Below are 16,948 nucleotides of genomic sequence, written 5' to 3'. Positions count from 1 at the left end.
AATCAACTGCTTTCAAGCTTTTTCTGGTTTCACGGCATAACCTGGTTTCTGGAGTATTCGCCTTAAGCAGATATCGGTAATAAAGTGAAACAGTTCTTATGTATTGTTTACTTATTTTGTAAGGATTGTAGCAGGATGGGAATTATTGCCAATGGGTGAAATGCGAAAAGTGAGGTAGCCATCGGCTACTCTTGCTGGTGCCGATGAATTTCAGCCCATAGTTGCTGGCGTGAAAATACTTTTTCCCGGCGTAATGAAGTTCAGTCGGGGGTTACGCCTGGTCTCGATCGATACTCGGGTTGGGGTCGGTCGGGTGTATCTCTGGCAGTAACTTGCGTTGCTGCCAGATGAAAAAGATTACCGGGTAAACCAGCAGCTCCATGATGCCTGAGGTCATGACCCCGCCGATCATCGGTGCGGCGATCCGTTTCATGACATCGGCTCCGGTGCCCTGGCTCCACATGATCGGCAGCAGGCCGGCGACGATGACGGCGATCGTCATGATCTTGGGTCGGATCCGGCGCACGGCGCCGTGATGAATCGCCTGAACCAGGTCGCCTCTGTTCAACATGCGTCCCTCTTTTTTCCAGAGCCGATGAGACAGGTCAAGATACAACAGCATGACGACACCGGTTTCGGCGTCGAGGCCGGCCAAAGCAATAATACCGACCCAGGTGGCGACGGACATGTGGTATCCGAGGATGTAAAGAAACCAGAAGGCACCGACCAGCGAGAATGGCACGGCCAGCAAGACGATCGCTGTCTTGATGACGGAACGGGTGTTGAGGTAGAGAATAAGCAGTATGAGCAGCAGGGTCAGTGGAATAATGACCCGGAACCTCTCCTTGGCGGCCTGAAGATATTCATATTGGCCGCTCCAGACGATGGTGTAGCCCTCCGGCAATGACACGTTGTCGCTGACAACCCGCTTCGCCCGATCGACAAAGGTCCCGACATCGATGTCGCGCAGGTCGACATAGACCCATGCCGTCTGCAGTGCGTTTTCGCTTTTGATCATCGGCGGTCCCTGGACGATTTTCAAATCGGCCAGCTGCGACAGGGGAACATGACTGCCGGAGCCATCCTGCAGGGGAACCAGTATTCTCTTCAGCGAGGAGAGGTCGTCGCGGTAATCTCTCTGGTAGCGGAGATTGATCGGGTAGCGCTCTCTCCCTTCGACGGTCTGGGTGACATTGATGCCGCCGACCGCGACCTGAACCGCTTCCTGAACCTGGCCTACCGTCAGCCCGTAGCGCGAGGCGGTGGTACGATTGACTTCGAAATCGAGATAGTAGCCGCCAACCACCCGCTCGGAGAAAGCACTGAGCGTTCCTTCCTGTTTGCGCATAAGCGCTTCTATCTGCTGCCCGATCTCCGACAGAACTTCGAGGTCTTCGCCGAGGACTTTAATGCCAACCGGGGTCTTGATACCTGTCGACAGCATATCGATTCTGGTCTTGATCGGCATTGTCCAGGCATTGGTCAGACCCGGGAACTGGATTTCCTGGTCGAGTTTTTCAATCAGCTGGTTGACTGTAATCCTTGTTTTCTCCGGCCAGACCAGCCGCAGCGGGATTTTGATGAATTCGAGCCAGCTCCACCATTCCGTGTAGAATCGATCCTGGTGCAGCATGCGCCATTCCGATTCCGGTTTGAGCATGATTGTTGTTTCCAACATCGATAAAGGGGCCGGATCGGTCGCTGTTTCGGCGCGCCCGACCTTGCCGAAGGTTCTTTCGACTTCAGGGAACGCAGCGATGATCTGGTCAGTCTGTTGCAGCAGCTCCCGGGCCTTGGTGGTCGAGATGCCGGGAAGGGTCGTTGGCATATAAAGCAGATCGCCTTCGTAGAGGGCCGGCATGAATTCTGTCCCGAGGGGACGCGGTGCCAGCCACAGCGGCCAGGCAATTGAGGCAATCAGGACAAGCGCGACCAGCAGGGTCGGCCGGCGGTGCCGCAGGACAAAATCGATCATCGGATGGTAGATCCTGATGAAAAACCGATTCAGGGGACTGGCCTGTTCCGGTTTGACCCGGCCGCGAATAAACCAGCCCATCAGGATCGGGACCAGGGTCACCGAGAAGAGAGCGGCGGCCGCCATCGAGTAGGTTTTGGTATAGGCCAGTGGTTTGAACAGTCGCCCGGACTGCTCCTGCAGGGCGAAAACCGGGATGAAGGAGACGGTGATGACCAGCAGGGAGAAAAACAGGGTCGGGCCGACCTCTTTCGAGGCCTCGATAACGATCTGCCAGTGCGATTTCTGCCCCCGACTCCGTTCTAAATGCTTGTGCATGTTTTCGGTCATGATGATCGCGGCATCTATCATGGTCCCGATCGCGATGGCGATCCCGCCCAGGCTCATGATGTTGGCATTAATCCCCTGGGAGTGCATCACGGCAAAAGCCATGAGGATTGACAGTGGCAGCGTGATAATGGCAACCAGAGCGCTCGGCAGATGCAGCAAAAACAGGAATGTGATCAGGGCAACGACCAGGCATTCTTCGAGGACCTTGATCTTCAGGGTCCAGACCGCTCGTTCGATAAGAGTCGATCTGTCGTAGACCGGGACGAGTTCGACCCCATCCGGCAGACCGCTTTGCAATTGATCAAGCTTCTCTTTGACGCGATCAATGGTTTTGATCGCGTTTTCGCCGTAGCGCATGACGATGATGCCACCGACGATCTCGCCATCGCCATCGAGTTCGGCAATGCCGCGGCGCAGTTCGGGGCCAAGGGTGACCGTAGCCAGGTTGCTGACCAGTACCGGCGCGCCATCACTGTCATTGCCGACGACGATCTTTTCGATATCAGAGATGTCGCGGAGATAGCCGCGCCCGCGAATCATGAATTCGGTCTCGCCCATCTCCAGCAGGCGGCCGCCAACATCGTTGTTGCTATTCTGGATCGCTTTCTTGATTTGCGACAGAGAGATGTTGTAGGCGAGCATGCGGTTCGGATTCAGGGCCACCTGGTATTGCCTGACAAAGCCGCCGATACTCGCCACCTCGGCAACCCCCTCAACCGCAGTCAGCTGGTATCGCAGGTACCAGTCCTGTATCGAGCGCAGCTGCTGCAGATCGTGTTCGTCGCTTTTCAGAGCATATTCATAGATCCAGCCGACACCGGTGGCATCCGGACCAAGGCTCGGCGATACGCCTTTCGGCAGTTTTCCGGCGGCCTGGTCAAGGTACTCGAGCACCCTGGAACGCGCCCAGTAGATATCGGTCCCATCCTCGAATATCAGGTAAACAAAGGAATATCCGAAAAAAGAGTAGCCGCGGACGACCTTGGCTTTCGGCACCGAGAGCATCTGTGTCGTCAGGGGATAGGTTACCTGGTCTTCGACCACCTGGGGGGCCTGGTCCGGGTATTCGGTATAGATGATGACCTGTACGTCGGACAAGTCCGGAATCGCATCGATCGGCGTATTGCGCAGGCTGTAGATGCCGGCAACAACGATAAACGAAGTCAACAGGACAACGATGAACTTGTTATTGATCGACCATTCAATAATTTTTACGAGCATATGCCTGACTCTTCATTTTCGGGAGAACAATAACAGTTAAAAAAGGTCATCCAGGTTCTCTTCCGGTTCAGAGGGGACTTCAGGCGTCAGCATTTTCTGCAGGGCTTCCCTCAGCTTGCTTTCGGAGTCGAGCATGAACTGAGCCGAGGTGACGACCTGTTCTCCCTCTTGCAGTCCATCGAGAATTTCGACGTATCCCGAATCATCGTTCAACCCGGTTGTGATCCGGCGAGGTTCGAAGTGGCCATCACCCAGGTCGACAAATACTCTCCTGTGTTTCCCGGTGTACAATACGGACTCTGCCGGAATACTGATCTTATCCTGAACCGATTCGGTCATGATTTCGACGTCGGCGTACATGTCCGGTTTGAGCCGGAGGTTCGAGTTGTCGAGAGCGATGCGGACCCGGATAGTGCGCGAGCGCTTGTCGAGATAAGGGTAGATTCTATCGATACGCCCGCTAATCGGCTCGTGAGGGAATGGGAAGGTCAGGTTCGCTTCCTGACCGACCTTGACCCAGGGGACTTCATATTCGTAGATATAAGCGTAGACCCAGATTTTTGAGATGTCGGAAATCTCGAGAAGCTCTCTTCCAGCCTGGATGAACTCGCCTTCGCGAACCAGCTTTTTCGAGACGATTCCGCTTGCCGGCGCCAGAATCGTCAAGGTCTTTTGAACTTGTCCAGAGGTTTCCAGTGCGGTGATCTGCTCCTGGCTGATATCCCATAGTTGCAGCCGCTTCCGCGCCGATTCGAGAAGCAGCAGCGCATCCCTCTCGGCATTGCTGAAGCCGCTTTGTTCCATTTTATCCATGTTCTTGAGGGCCAATAGCAGCTCTGATTGGGCCGCTACCAGTTCGGGGCTGTAAAGGTCGAGCAGCGTGTCTCCCTTGTTGACACTCTGGCCGGTTTGGTTGACATGGAGTTTTTCGACCCAGCCGCTCACTTTGCTGTTAACCGCGTGTTGCCCCGGTTCCTCGTAGTCAGCGACGCCAACAGTATGAACGGTCCGGACCATGTTGCGGCGAGTGACTGTGGACGTTCTGATCGCCATTTTCTGGGAAGTGATGGCATCAATTTCGATGATCTGGCCGGCCGATTTATTGTTTTTCCCCTGGGTCAGTGGTGTCAGGTCCATCTGGCAAATCGGGCAAAGACCCGGCTCGTCGACGACAACCATCGGATGCATGCCGCAGGTGAATTTTTCGGCGTCTTCGGCGGCCTGAACGGTTGCGGTCAGGGCCGTGCGGGTAAGGGGCAGGGCGATTGTGCTAAAGATCGCGAATGTTAATAGAAACAATAAATATCGCATGCAAGATACCTCGGCCGAAGATGTCGGCGCTCAACGTTCGTTGAGGTTGACACCGCTTAATAGTTCCAGTTTCGCCATGCCGGTCATGTAATCGGACAGGGCCTGGTAGTAAAGGGTCTGCTGTTTATTCAAATCGAGCAGGGTTTTGAGAACGGTTTGATAACTCTCCTGGTTGACTCTGAAGTCAGCAAGGTTGGCCTCAAAAGCCTGGTGCGTCTGCGGGACGATGACGCGGCCATAAAGGTTGGCCAGTTCCCTGTTGCTCTCAATGTCGGCGACTGTCGTTTGCAGTTCGGCAATAGTCTCATTGTAATAGTCGGTGCCCTTGGCCTTGATCGATCGATAGCCGCTGTCCGCTTCGTACATCGCTTCGTCTTGAACTTCCCGATTAAAATACATCTGAACCATGCCGCGCATTGCTTTAAACCGCCCGCCAAGAGCCTGGTACCCTTTGATCAGTGGTTTGTTCTGGTACAAGGTAGAGGATAGCTCAATTGCTGTGGACTGCTGCTTCGGCAGGTTTTCATGGGTCAACTCCGGTTTTACAGCAGGAGAAACCGGTTTTCCCAGGGGGCGTGCTGTCAGGTAGTTCAGACTGTTTTTGATGGTCAGTCGGCGTTGTTGCAGACGGATTAACTCCGCCTGCAGTTGATAACGCTCTGCCTGGACACGCAAAACATCGCTCTGGCTCTCCTTGCCGACGGAATAACGTGCGCCGATCGCTTCAATAACACTGTCAAGGAACACCAGGTTCTGTTCATTGGAAGCAATTATTTTGTCAAGGAAATAGAGCCGAAAAAAATTCTCCTTGACGGAACTAACGACCTGAAGCGTTGTTTCTTCACTCAGATAATCGAACCACAGGGCCTGGTTTTCGACCATGTCGCGGCCGGTCAGTATACTCCCCCGGACGCTTTCGGTATTGACTTTCAGTGCCGGTTTGGCTTTTTCCTGGTTTTCGGTCTGGGTGAAACCGCCACTGATATTGGCAATCGGAAAATCAAGATAATAAAAAGCGAGGAAGGGGTCGCTGAGGTTATCGACCAATGGGATCCGGGTGTTGTATTGCTGGGCCTTGGCCTTGGCCGATATGATTTGTTGATTGCTGGCCAGGGCTTCTTCGACTAATTGTTCGACGGTGTCAATAGCCGGAGAGGCCGGCGCCGCATGACTCAACAGCGGACCATGGAGCACAAGCAGGCTGCAACAGGCAATGTGGACTGCAGCTTTGCTTAGTATCGGACGCAGCCTGGCGACTACAGCTCTTGAAGCCATCGCATAGCCCCTGGTTACAGGGTCCCCATTGTCTGCAACCCATTGGGACCGTCAATCCAGAAAAACCCCGGGAAGCCTGGTTTCGAGAACAATAAGCGTACGTTGCTGTTGTTGGCTCCGTGAAAGAGAAGGGCGCCATTGAACGGAAGTCTGCGTTTATGGTTCGCGGGAGGCGTCCCCCGGGAAACCGAATGCGCCCTCCCCGGAGTATTGCTGATTTCCAGCGGGCTGGTCGTCTCGATCCGTACGGAGCCAAGATTTGCAAAATGGATTCGGCCATTCAGGATGACAGTCTGGTATACGCCGGTATGATCCCATCGGAATGCGACATCGTCGAGCCGACACCGGTCGCCGGTTTCATCCGCCAGTGATACTTCGGATTCCCCGGAAAAAACCTGGCTGGTGCCTTTGTACGCATTGAAAGAGAGAGAGAGTTCGCCGCCCAGCGTCCAACTCGATGTCCCGAGAGCGCCCTTCAGTTGCGAGAGGGTGAGTTCGGTCTCGAGGTTACCAGTTTCCTGGTTCAGACTCCCCTTAAAAGGGACGCGACCCGTCAAGGCGAGGCTGCAATCGTCGGCAAATCCGGAAAAAATTATGGCGCCGACGAAGTTGCCGTCGGCCGCAACTTTGATCTCCGTGGTGTAACCACCGCCGCAAGCATCGCTAAAGCTATGACTGCTGTCACCGCTCGATAACTTTTGCGGAGCGAGCTTCAAACTGAATATCGACTCGGCAAAAGCATCCCTTAGCATCTGGTTAGGTTTCAGGAACCCGGCAATCGGTTCGCCGGCGGAAACGACCCGCGTCAAATGCCAGGCATGATCGGAGTTTGTTGCCGAATGGTTGACCAGGTAAAAGGGAGAGAGGCTGACCTCAAGTGAACTTTCTGCGCTCAGCCTGGTCGATCCGTTCCCGGAAGAAGAGACGCAGCCAGAAACGATAAAAAGCGATAACGCGATAGCGAATAACCGTATTGAACTCATCCTGACCCCTCTCTGTTTCTGTCCGGCATGTATGAGAAAACCTGTAAAAAATGCGGTTTCCAGAAACAGTCATTCACTATGCGACATAGGAATGGATAGTATGTAAATATATTAGTTTTCAGGACGGTATTCTACGCTGAAACAATCCCAACTTGCAATACGGTGCCGAAATTTTGCAATTTGCTGAGCATGGTGGGAGCTTGTCTGGAAGGTTGATTACATCCTGATAAGTCTTCCGGCGGTCTGCAGCGATTCGGCTACTTCGAGCATATTGGTGGTGCGGCCAACCAGCAGGCTATCCTTGAGCTCGTAAAATTCAAGACAGAGACCGCACGAAGCAATATCGACCCCCATGCAGGCAAGTTTTTCAAGAGCCTCTATGGCATCGGAGCCGGTACAGGCCAGTTTAACACCGCTATTGACCAGCAGCATCTTGTCAGGGGCATCGGCCATTTCGGTGAGGGTCACCAGGTAGTTCTTCATCAAAATGTGGCCGAGTTCATCATCACCCCGGCCCATCAATTCAGAGGTAATCAGAGTCACGGTTTTGCCGCTTATTGTCTGGCTGGCCGCTTCTTCCTTTTTAACTTCGCCCGGCGCGAGGCTGAGTGTATAGGTATCGTCGTTTTCTTCCGTATCGATGCTGTAACCCATACTTTCTGCGAGGCGGCTGACATTTTCCCGGGCGGTTTCGTCGCCGACGAGAACCGTCAGCGGCGATTCGGGATCATCGAGCATCGCCTTGCGGGTTTGTACGACCGGGTAGGGACACTGGTGCTTTCGCATATCGAGGGTTTTCATAAATACTCCTGAATATTTGATCGGGATATAGTAGAGGAGGTCGCGAAACAGTGCAACCAAAGTGTTGATTTAAAATAAAATATATGATAATTCATATTTTCAAATAAAGGTGTCGATTATGTTCCGTCTATTACTGTCAACAGGGCTGCTGTTTCTTTTACCGCTGACGGTGTTGGCCGAAAGTGCTGATGTGAAATTGTTGCGGCAGGCCCGCTCGCAGATTGAAATTATTGCCGGAGAGCTCCGGCAACGGGTGTCGCGTGACGTACGTGAAAAAGGTGCCGCCGATGCCCTGGGGGCGTGCCGATTGCAGGTCGAAGGGATTACTGACCGGCTGATGTCGAGTAGTGGCTGGGAGATTCGGCGGACCTCATTCAAGGCAAGAAATCCAGGCAACAGCCCCGATACCTGGGAGCGGGATGTCCTTGAACTGTTTGCAATGCGCCAGGCCGCAGGTGACGATCTCTCTTCTTTCGAGTTTGCCAAGCTGATCAATGTTGAAGGTCGTCGCGTCTTCCGTTACATGAAGCCGATTATTGTGCAGAAGCCATGCCTGACCTGCCACGGGTCGAACCTGTCGGCTGAGGTCGCGAGCCAGATTGCGGCGAGATATCCCGACGACAAGGCGACCGGCTATCGAACCGGTGAACTGCGTGGGGCCTTCAGCCTGCTCAAGGTTCTTCCGGGCGCTCCTCCTGCCGCTCTTCCCGGAGAGTGATTCAGCCTCCGCCTCTTGACTTCATCCCTCCTGCATGGCTAAATGCATTCAGTCTTTTCGCAGGAGATTCCATGACAGAAAATACCCGTCAAATTATGGTTGGCGATGTTGCCGTCGGTGGCGGCGCTCCGGTATCGGTGCAGTCGATGACCAACACCGATACCCGCAACGTCGCAGCCACCCTTGAGCAAATTCGGCAACTGACCGCAGCTGGCTGCGAAATCGTTCGTTGCGCCGTTCCAGACGCAACAGCGGCTGAAGCGTTAAGGGCGATCAAGGCCGAGTGTCCGATTCCGCTGATCGCCGATATCCATTTTGATCACAAACTTGCTCTCGCCTCGGTCGCGGCCGGGGTCGACGCTTTGCGGATCAACCCCGGGAATATTGGCGAGACCTGGAAGGTCAGGGAGATCGTGGCGGCCTGTGCCGATCGCGGTATCCCGATTCGGATCGGCGTCAACGCCGGTTCCCTCGAGAAAAAAGTGCTGGAGGCCTATGGCCATCCCTGTGCCGAGGCCCTGGTGGTCAGCGCCATTGGCAATATCCGTATTCTCGAAGATCTCAATTTTGACCAGATCAAGGTCAGCATCAAGGCCTCCGATGTACAACGCACGATTGTTGCCTACCGGATGCTCGCCGGCAAGGTTGACTACCCTTTGCATATCGGAGTCACCGAAGCCGGTACGATCTGGAGCGGTACGATCAAGAGCGCGATCGGCATCGGGGCGCTGTTGGCCGAAGGTATCGGCGACACCCTGAGGGTTTCGCTGACCGGCGATCCGGTTGAAGAGATCCGGGTCGGCTGGGAGATTCTTAAGAGCCTGGAGTTACGCGAGCGGGGCCCGGTTTTTATCAGCTGTCCAACCTGCGGCCGCTGCGAAATCGACCTGATCGATGTCGCAGAGGAAGTTGAACGCCGTTTGCATGGACTGCCGAAGAAAATATCGGTAGCGGTCATGGGGTGTGTTGTCAATGGGCCGGGGGAGGCGCGCGAGGCTGATCTCGGTCTGGCCGGCGGCCGGGGGGAGGGCGTCATTTTCAGGAAAGGGAAACTGGTTCGTAAAGTTCCGGAGACGGAGATGGTTGAAGCGTTGCTGGAGGAAGCCCGGAAAATGATCGAAGAGAAAAGTTGATGCTTTAAGTGTCGACAGTTTCGGCAATCGCCCGCTGTCTCATTAGAATCAGGACCAATCAGGCATGCCCGGTAATGATTCGCCGGGTCCCTGACAACGCTGGCCCGGTACTTGTCTTTTTATTTCCTCCTGTTATTAGTTTAATCCGATCCCGTATCTTGTCTTCGGAACGGCAGAGAACCTTGTCGGCTTTACGAACCGAATTGTTGATTGTTTCGCTGTTTTTTGAAATCAAGTAAAATATTGACAGAAAATCAGGAAAAAGGTTTTTTTGGACTTACGAATGCTGAATCGCTGCATAAATCGGCTATTATAATCTGGTACGAATTAGATAGGTAGCTTGCAGGAGACGATTATGGCTAAAATCGGTTCAATGGGAATCAGGGCCTGTCTTTTTGATGCATACGGCACCTTGTTTGATGTCCATTCCGCGGTCGGTCAGTATATCGATCTGCTCGGTCGCGATGCTGCCAAAATTTCCGAACTCTGGCGGAACAGGCAGCTGGAATACACCTGGCTGAGAAGCCTGATGCACAAGCATGCCGATTTTTGGCAGGTGACGCAGGATGCCCTCGACTTTGCCCTGGACAGTTATGGTATAGATGACAAAGAACTTCGCCAGAAGCTTCTCGATGCATATCTTCGTCTCGATTGTTATCCTGAAGTGGCTCAGACCCTCAAGGATTTAAAGGATAGGGATGTCGGGCTCGCAATTCTCTCGAATGGCTCACCCATGATGCTCAAGGCTGCGGTAGAGAATGCCGGACTCAAGGATCATTTTGACGCGATTTTGTCGGTCGAAGAAGCCGGCGTATTCAAGGTTGACCCACGGACCTATCAACTCGGGGTCGATTATTTCAATGTTTCGGCCGCCGAGCTCTGCTTCCTTTCTTCCAATGCCTGGGATGTGGCCGGAGCAGCAACATTCGGGCTGAATGTCGTCTGGGTGAACCGCTTCGGCCAGAAGCCGGAACGGCTCCCGGGAGAACCGGTATCAGAAATCAAAACGCTGAAGGAATTACCGCTACTGCTCTCCAATTGAGACCCACCTGCTCTGTGCCTCGATTTTACTCAAGTTTCCTTGCAATCTGCCCGGAAATAAGCTAATTTCTGTGCCTGATTATGCCCTTGCGGCAGTCTCTATTTACCAGCAAACAGAGGTTTCTCATGCGTTATACTCAATATCTTCTCCCGACAACGAAAGAGACCCCGGCCGATGCCGAGGTGATCAGTCATCAGTTGATGATCCGGGCCGGCATGATCCGCAAGGTTGCCGCCGGTATCTACAGCTATATGCCTTTCGGTCTGCGGGCCGTGCGCAAGGTTGAGCAGATTGTCCGTGAAGAAATGAACCGGGCCGGAGCGATCGAGCTGCATATGCCGATGGTGACCCCGGCTGAACTCTGGATCGAATCGGGCCGCTGGGAACAGTACGGCAGGGAACTGCTCCGGTTAAAGGATCGCAAAGACGGAGAATTCTGTCTCGGACCGACTCACGAAGAGGTGATTACCGATATCGCCCGGCGTGAAATCAAATCGTACCGCCAGGTCCCGATCAATCTTTACCAGATTCAGACCAAATTTCGTGATGAAATCCGGCCCCGCTTCGGCCTGATGCGTGGTCGCGAGTTTATCATGAAAGATGCCTACTCGTTTGATGTTGATGATGCCGGCGCCGATACTGCCTACGAAAAGATGTACCAGGCTTATCGCCGGATTTTCGAACGCTGCGGTCTCAAGTTCCGGGCGGTCGAAGCGGATTCCGGCAATATTGGCGGGAGCTCGTCGCATGAATTCATGGTCCTCGCCGAATCGGGTGAGGACGCCATCGTCTCGTGCGACAGCTGCGAATATGCTGCCAATGTCGAAAAGGCCGAATTGCAACCGCCTGCGACTGAGGCGCCGACCGCTTTGGCTGATTTGGCGGAGGTTGCGACCCCGGGCAAAAAAACCATCGAAGAGGTTGCTTCTTTCCTCAAGGTCGATCCACAGCAAACGGTCAAGACCCTGCTCGTAACCACCGATGCGGACGAGACGGTCGCGGTGCTGCTGCGCGGCGATCATGAACTGAACGAAATCAAGCTTTGCAACTATCTCGATTGCAATCATCTCGAGTTCGCGTCCGACGAAGCGGTTGAAAAAGTGACCGGAGCGCCGAGCGGTTACGCCGGACCGGTCGGCCTGTAACTCCGCATCCTGGCAGACCAGGCCGTACAGGCAATGAGCGATTTTGTTGTTGGTGCCAATCAGGCCGATACCCATCTGACCGGAGCCAACTGTGGTCGGGACTTCAACGTAGAGGCTTTTGCCGATTTGCGTCAGGCCGAAAGCGGCGATCCCTGTCCGCGTTGTGCCGGTCGGCTCGAAGTCTGGCGTGGTATCGAGGTCGGGCATGTTTTTAAACTCGGCACCAAGTATTCTGAGGCGCTCGGTGCAAGGGTTCAGGACGAGTCGGGCCAGGATCGGAATCTGGTGATGGGTTGTTATGGAATTGGAATCGGCCGGACGGTGGCGGCTTCAATTGAACAGAACAATGACGAAAATGGTATCATCTGGCCAATGCCGATTGCGCCTTTCCAGGTCCTTGTCACAATGTTGAACCCGAACGATGATGCGGTCCGTGATGCCGCCGAAAAAATTTACCGGGAACTTCTCGACACCGGCATCGAGGTTTTGCTTGATGATCGCGACGAGCGCCCCGGCAGCAAGTTCAAGGATGCTGACCTGATTGGCATCCCTTTACGGGTCACAGTCGGGGCCAGGGGACTGCAGGAGGGAGCTTTTGAGCTCCAGGAACGGTCCGGTGGCGAGCGCGAGATGATCCCGGTCGACCAGGCCGTGTCGAATCTGACCGAGCGGGTCGCCGCGGCGTTGACCCTTGAAGCTTAACTGCCAACTTTTGATAAAGGACTCATTGCATGGCGAAACAGTCTATTGATAGCACTGGCAGGATCACAATTTCATCCAGAGGTGCTGCGGCCATCGGTAAAAAAGACCTGGATGAGGTATCGCTTTCGTCGCAACACATCCTTCTGGCGAATACCGATGAAGGGCCGATGTTGATGGCCGGAGCGATCGGTGAAGTGACCGTGACCGACCTTCTCTCATTCTGCAATATGTTCCGCAAGAACGGTTCGCTCCTGTTTAATCTCAAGGGGGGGAGCAAGGAGCTTTTTTTCTCGGAAGGAGAAATCGTTTTTGCTTCGAGTACCTTCCCCCATGAATCTCTGCCCGAGGTTCTGTATGATCTGGGCAAGATTAACCAGGCAACCCTGAAAAAGATCAAGGAAGTCGGAAGCACTGCTGCGCCGGTCGGTAAAATTCTGGTCGAAAAAGAGATTATTACTGCCAAGGATCTCTGGTTGGCAATTCGCCAGCAGGTCGAGGCAATCATCTATTCGATCTTTACCTTTAAAGAAGGCGATTTCTGTATGCGCAACAAGACGATCGAAAAAGACAAGATCGTTCGTCTTTCGCTGAATACCCAGAATCTGATTATGGAAGGGTTGCGTCGGGTTGACGAACGGGCGCTCTATCTGCGTGAAATTCCTTCGGTAGAAGCGGTTCCGATTCTCGGTAACCAGCGTGGCCAGACCCTTGACGAGGATGAACAGAGTCTTATCGAAATAATTCGCGATAAGCAGTGTAACGTCAAGGAACTGATTCGCCGGGCCGGTTTCGGTGAGTTTGACGGTCTCAGAATTCTGCATGGCCTGATCCGTAAAAAAGTTGTTTCACTTGAAGAGCCAGCGGTAGCCGAAGTCAAGGGTGATCTCGGTGATCTGCTCTCTGTGTTCAATGGTGCATTGGTCGCCATGGCAAAACAGGTATCGACCGTCCATGATTCGTTCCTCGAAGAGGTCCAGATCTTTATCCGTGATCTGCCGCAACCATATTCTTATGTTTTTCGTGATGTCACAGTCGGCAAGGATGGTTCGGTTGACGGAGGCCGGATTATGGCGAACCTCGATGGCCTCGAAGAGGGCGACAAAAAACGGCTTCTGGCTGACGCCCTGAGTGAAGTTATTTACATGGAGTGTATTTCTGCCAAGGAAAACCTGCCAAACGAAGAATCGGCTGAACTGATCAAGAGGGTGCAGAAGGTTTCCGAGCGCATCAAGAGCCTGATCGGCAGAGGTGAATAAATGATTACAGCCAGAGAAAGATTGATTTTTGCCCTTGATGTTGACAGCTTTGACGAGGCCCGAAAATGGGTTGAGTTGCTGCATGAAAAAGTCGGTGTGTTCAAGGTCGGCAAGCAGTTGTTTACCCGGTGCGGGCCGGAGGTTGTCCGGATGATCCAGGAACAGGGGAGTGATGTCTTCCTGGATCTGAAATATCATGATATCCCCAATACCGTCGCCAAGGCCGGGGTCGAAGCCTGCCGGCTCGGTGCCCGGATTTTCAACGTACACGCCCTTGGCGGACGCGAGATGATGGAGCGGGTCGTCGCCGAAACCGATGCCTGCGGTTGCGAGAATCGTCCCCTGCGGATCGCCGTTACCATTCTGACCTCTTCGACCGAAGAGACCTTGAAAGGGATCGGTATTGACCGTCCTGTTGCCGAGATGGTGCCGCGTCTGGCGAAATTGACCCAGGATGCCGGCATGGATGGCGTTGTCGCCTCACCAAAAGAGGTCGGGCTGATTCGCGAGGCCTGCGGTGATGACTTTATTATCATTACCCCCGGAGTCCGTCCGACTTTTGCTGCGATGGATGATCAGAAGCGGGTGACGACCCCTGCTGAAGCGATCTCCGCCGGCGCCGATTATCTCGTTATTGGTCGGCCGATATCGGCCGCGGCCGATCCGGTAGTCGCTGCTGAAATGATCCTCGAAGAAATGGAAAGCGCCCTGGCGGCGCGCTGATATGTCCGATCTCCTCTACGGGATCAATCCGGTCGTCGAAGCCCTCCGCGGCAGTCGCCGCAAGCCGCAGGAGTTGCTGCTGCAGGATGATGCCAGATCGCCCCGTTTGGAGGAATTGCAGCAAACAGCCCGTCAGCAAAATATTCCGGTGCGGCTCTGCCGGCGCCAGGAACTCGATAAGCTGGCCGGCAACAATCGGCATCAGGGAGTTCTTCTCCGGATCTCACCTTTTCCCTATATCGATATTGATGAATTGATCGTGCGGGCCCGGCAGAGTGACCGGCCGGTGTTTATTCTGATTCTCGACGGCATAACCGATCCACATAATTTCGGGGCAATCCTGCGCAGTGCCGACGCCGTCGGCTGCCATGGGGTTATTGTTGCCAAAGATCGATCCTGCCCGGTGACCGGCGTGGTTGAGAAGTCGGCGGCCGGTGCCCTGTCGCATATTCCGCTCTGCCAGGTGACCAATCTGGCACGTACGATGGATCGGTTGCGCGAGGAGCATGTCTGGCTGTACGGCCTGGCCGGCGAGGAGGGTGCATCCTCTCTTTATGATATTGACCTCAAAGGCGATCTGGCTCTGGTTGTCGGCAGCGAGGGGAGCGGCTTGCGGCCGGTGGTGCGCAAACGCTGCGATCTGTTCCTGTCGATTCCGATGGCTGGCGGGGTTTCGTCCCTCAACGCTTCAGTGGCAGCAGCGGTGACGTTGTTTGAAGTTGTTCGGCAACGAGTGGAGAAGAAAGGTCGAAATTGAATTCCAACTCTTTTTTTCGATATGGCAGGTTGATGATTGCGTTTGAAAAAAAGCAAAAAAATTGGGATGCTCCCAGGAGGGGAAGGAGCATCCCGAAAAGTAGGGTTGGTAGGTAGCTATATTTATAACTAAATCAGTCAGGATTGTCAATAGTTTTTTTGAAAATAATTTTCAAGAAAACTTCTGGAGCTGAAATGGATCTGGCAAGGCAGTTGCGAGAGTTCTGGAAACGCTTTGATAAAGGCTGGATTCCGGGCGCGGTTCTCAGCGCTGTCGTTTTTGTTCTGATCTGTTACGATTATGCTCGCGACGGTCAACTCAACCCTGATGCTTTCATCCGGAGTGCGGTGGTCGCCGGTCTCCTTTTTTTTGTGTTTGCGGCGGTTATCGGCTCGCTGATTCACGATACGCTGGTCGAGATCCTGCAGTATGGAGCCAGAGAAGAGCATGAGCCGGACGACTGGGTTGCTATTTGTGTTTTTGTTGTCATAAAGACCCTGGTCCGGTGCACCGTCGGGGTTGTGCTGGTTCTGGGCTGGCTTGGCGGGGTTGTGCTGATCATGGAGACAACATCTGATCTCGGTATCGTCGGCCCGGTCCTGATCTCCTTCATCTATTCCCTGCTGGCATTCTGGGTCTCTTACAAGTTCGTCGTTTTTATGGATCGAATTCATTTCCCGACCGATCTGCAGGACTAATTTTTCCTTTTGATCCTCAGTGGTTAGCACCTCCGCGATCTGCTTTTCCCGGCAGAAAAAAACTTCAAATTTTTCCTTGCAATTTACCGGACGCTGTTGTATATATCGCCTTCTGTGCTGGCGTAGCTCAGTAGGTAGAGCAGCTGACTTGTAATCAGCAGGTCGCGGGTTCAATTCCTGTCGCCAGCTCCATTGAGCACCCGGGCTCAGCCCAAAAACTATATATGAAGTGTTCCCCGGAGGGGTTCCCGAGTGGCCAAAGGGATCAGACTGTAAATCTGACGGCGTAGCCTTCGGAGGTTCGAATCCTCCCCCCTCCACCATTAACTTGCCGGTATTTATCTGTACGGCGTGGACCAGGAGGTCGAAGACCGAAGGAACTGGGACGACGAACGGAAGCGAGTCCAAAATATTTTTTTGTTTATCTTGAGCGGGAATAGCTCAGCTGGCTAGAGCATTAGCCTTCCAAGCTAAGGGTCGCGGGTTCGAATCCCGTTTCCCGCTCCATTAATGTGACTCCCCAGACAGTTGTTTCGTGCCCACATAGCTCAGGCGGTAGAGCACTTCCTTGGTAAGGAAGAGGTCACCGGTTCAAGTCCGGTTGTGGGCTCCATTCAACATCTGTGGGATGGCCAGTATATACATAAGTTTGTTAATTGAAGGTTTGAAGCAGTTACATCGGTTATATTGATTATTCATCTGGTGTCCGGGCACAGACAAATAAGTTCGGAACAAACGAATCAAAAGATCAGGAAAGGGAGGTTGGCACAATGGCCAAGGAGAAATTTGAGAGAACAAAGCCGCATGTCAACATAGGCACGATTGGTCATGTTGACCACGGCAAGACGACATTGACGGCAGCAATCACCAAGGTACTT

The 16,948-nt window shown here is 53.7% G+C and carries 13 protein-coding genes, 4 tRNA genes and 1 pseudogene; 13 read left to right on the top strand and 5 right to left on the bottom strand.

Annotated elements, in window-relative coordinates; translation table 11 throughout:
- Nucleotides 1–271: 271 nt before the first annotated feature.
- The 5 genes from C0623_02415 to yedF all read right to left on the bottom strand — a co-directional run bounded on the left by C0623_02415 (nucleotide 272) and on the right by yedF (nucleotide 7,896).
- Nucleotides 272–3,526: a CusA/CzcA family heavy metal efflux RND transporter gene (locus C0623_02415; GenBank protein ID PLY03066.1), complete on the bottom strand. Its 3,255-nt coding sequence runs from the start codon at nucleotides 3,524–3,526 to the stop codon at nucleotides 272–274.
- Nucleotides 3,527–3,562: 36 nt separating this feature from the next.
- Complete coding sequence (locus tag C0623_02410; GenBank protein ID PLY03065.1) at nucleotides 3,563–4,837, bottom strand: efflux RND transporter periplasmic adaptor subunit; 1,275 nt, start codon at nucleotides 4,835–4,837, stop codon at nucleotides 3,563–3,565.
- Between the two features lie 30 nt (nucleotides 4,838–4,867).
- The gene (locus C0623_02405; GenBank protein PLY03064.1) at nucleotides 4,868–6,112 is read right to left on the bottom strand and encodes a hypothetical protein; all 1,245 of its coding nucleotides are present in this window, start codon (nucleotides 6,110–6,112) and stop codon (nucleotides 4,868–4,870) included.
- A gap of 14 nt (nucleotides 6,113–6,126) precedes the next feature.
- Nucleotides 6,127–7,095: a hypothetical protein gene (locus C0623_02400; GenBank protein ID PLY03063.1), complete on the bottom strand. Its 969-nt coding sequence runs from the start codon at nucleotides 7,093–7,095 to the stop codon at nucleotides 6,127–6,129.
- Nucleotides 7,096–7,311: 216 nt separating this feature from the next.
- Nucleotides 7,312–7,896, bottom strand: a complete 585-nt coding sequence (gene yedF, locus C0623_02395) for a sulfurtransferase-like selenium metabolism protein YedF (GenBank protein PLY03062.1) — start codon at nucleotides 7,894–7,896, stop codon at nucleotides 7,312–7,314.
- A gap of 118 nt (nucleotides 7,897–8,014) precedes the next feature.
- Between yedF and C0623_02390 the strand changes: the two genes are divergently transcribed.
- The 13 genes and pseudogenes from C0623_02390 to C0623_02330 all read left to right on the top strand — a co-directional run.
- Nucleotides 8,015–8,614: a glutamate synthase gene (locus C0623_02390; protein ID PLY03061.1), complete on the top strand. Its 600-nt coding sequence runs from the start codon at nucleotides 8,015–8,017 to the stop codon at nucleotides 8,612–8,614.
- Between the two features lie 71 nt (nucleotides 8,615–8,685).
- The gene (locus C0623_02385; GenBank protein PLY03060.1) at nucleotides 8,686–9,747 is read left to right on the top strand and encodes a 4-hydroxy-3-methylbut-2-en-1-yl diphosphate synthase; all 1,062 of its coding nucleotides are present in this window, start codon (nucleotides 8,686–8,688) and stop codon (nucleotides 9,745–9,747) included.
- A 355-nt stretch (nucleotides 9,748–10,102) separates the two neighbouring features.
- Nucleotides 10,103–10,789 carry a haloacid dehalogenase type II gene (locus tag C0623_02380; protein PLY03059.1) on the top strand — a complete coding sequence of 229 codons (687 nt, stop codon included), beginning with the start codon at nucleotides 10,103–10,105 and terminating at the stop codon, nucleotides 10,787–10,789.
- 125 nt (nucleotides 10,790–10,914) lie between these two features.
- A pseudogene (locus C0623_02375) lies at nucleotides 10,915–12,636 on the top strand (proline--tRNA ligase).
- Between the two features lie 29 nt (nucleotides 12,637–12,665).
- The gene (locus tag C0623_02370; GenBank protein ID PLY03058.1) at nucleotides 12,666–13,892 is read left to right on the top strand and encodes a hypothetical protein; all 1,227 of its coding nucleotides are present in this window, start codon (nucleotides 12,666–12,668) and stop codon (nucleotides 13,890–13,892) included.
- Complete coding sequence (locus C0623_02365; GenBank protein PLY03057.1) at nucleotides 13,893–14,615, top strand: orotidine-5'-phosphate decarboxylase; 723 nt, start codon at nucleotides 13,893–13,895, stop codon at nucleotides 14,613–14,615.
- 1 nt (nucleotide 14,616) lies between these two features.
- Nucleotides 14,617–15,372, top strand: a complete 756-nt coding sequence (locus tag C0623_02360) for a 23S rRNA (guanosine(2251)-2'-O)-methyltransferase RlmB (protein PLY03056.1) — start codon at nucleotides 14,617–14,619, stop codon at nucleotides 15,370–15,372.
- Nucleotides 15,373–15,566: 194 nt separating this feature from the next.
- A complete protein-coding gene (locus tag C0623_02355; GenBank protein ID PLY03055.1) occupies nucleotides 15,567–16,070 on the top strand; it encodes a hypothetical protein in 504 nt (167 codons plus the stop codon).
- Between the two features lie 116 nt (nucleotides 16,071–16,186).
- Nucleotides 16,187–16,262: transfer RNA gene (locus tag C0623_02350), tRNA-Thr, on the top strand.
- 46 nt (nucleotides 16,263–16,308) lie between these two features.
- A tRNA-Tyr gene (locus tag C0623_02345) sits at nucleotides 16,309–16,393 on the top strand.
- A 107-nt stretch (nucleotides 16,394–16,500) separates the two neighbouring features.
- Nucleotides 16,501–16,577, top strand: a tRNA-Gly gene (locus C0623_02340).
- Nucleotides 16,578–16,607: 30 nt separating this feature from the next.
- Nucleotides 16,608–16,683, top strand: a tRNA-Thr gene (locus tag C0623_02335).
- Nucleotides 16,684–16,840: 157 nt separating this feature from the next.
- Nucleotides 16,841–16,948: hypothetical protein (locus C0623_02330; GenBank protein PLY03054.1), on the top strand; the 108-nt coding region annotated here is incomplete at its 3' end.

It is taken from the genome of Desulfuromonas sp. (genome assembly GCA_002869615.1).
Taxonomy (GTDB): Bacteria; Desulfobacterota; Desulfuromonadia; order Desulfuromonadales; family UBA2294; genus BM707.
Note: the sequence above shows the minus strand (reverse complement) of the source record. Positions and strands in the feature narration are given on the sequence as shown.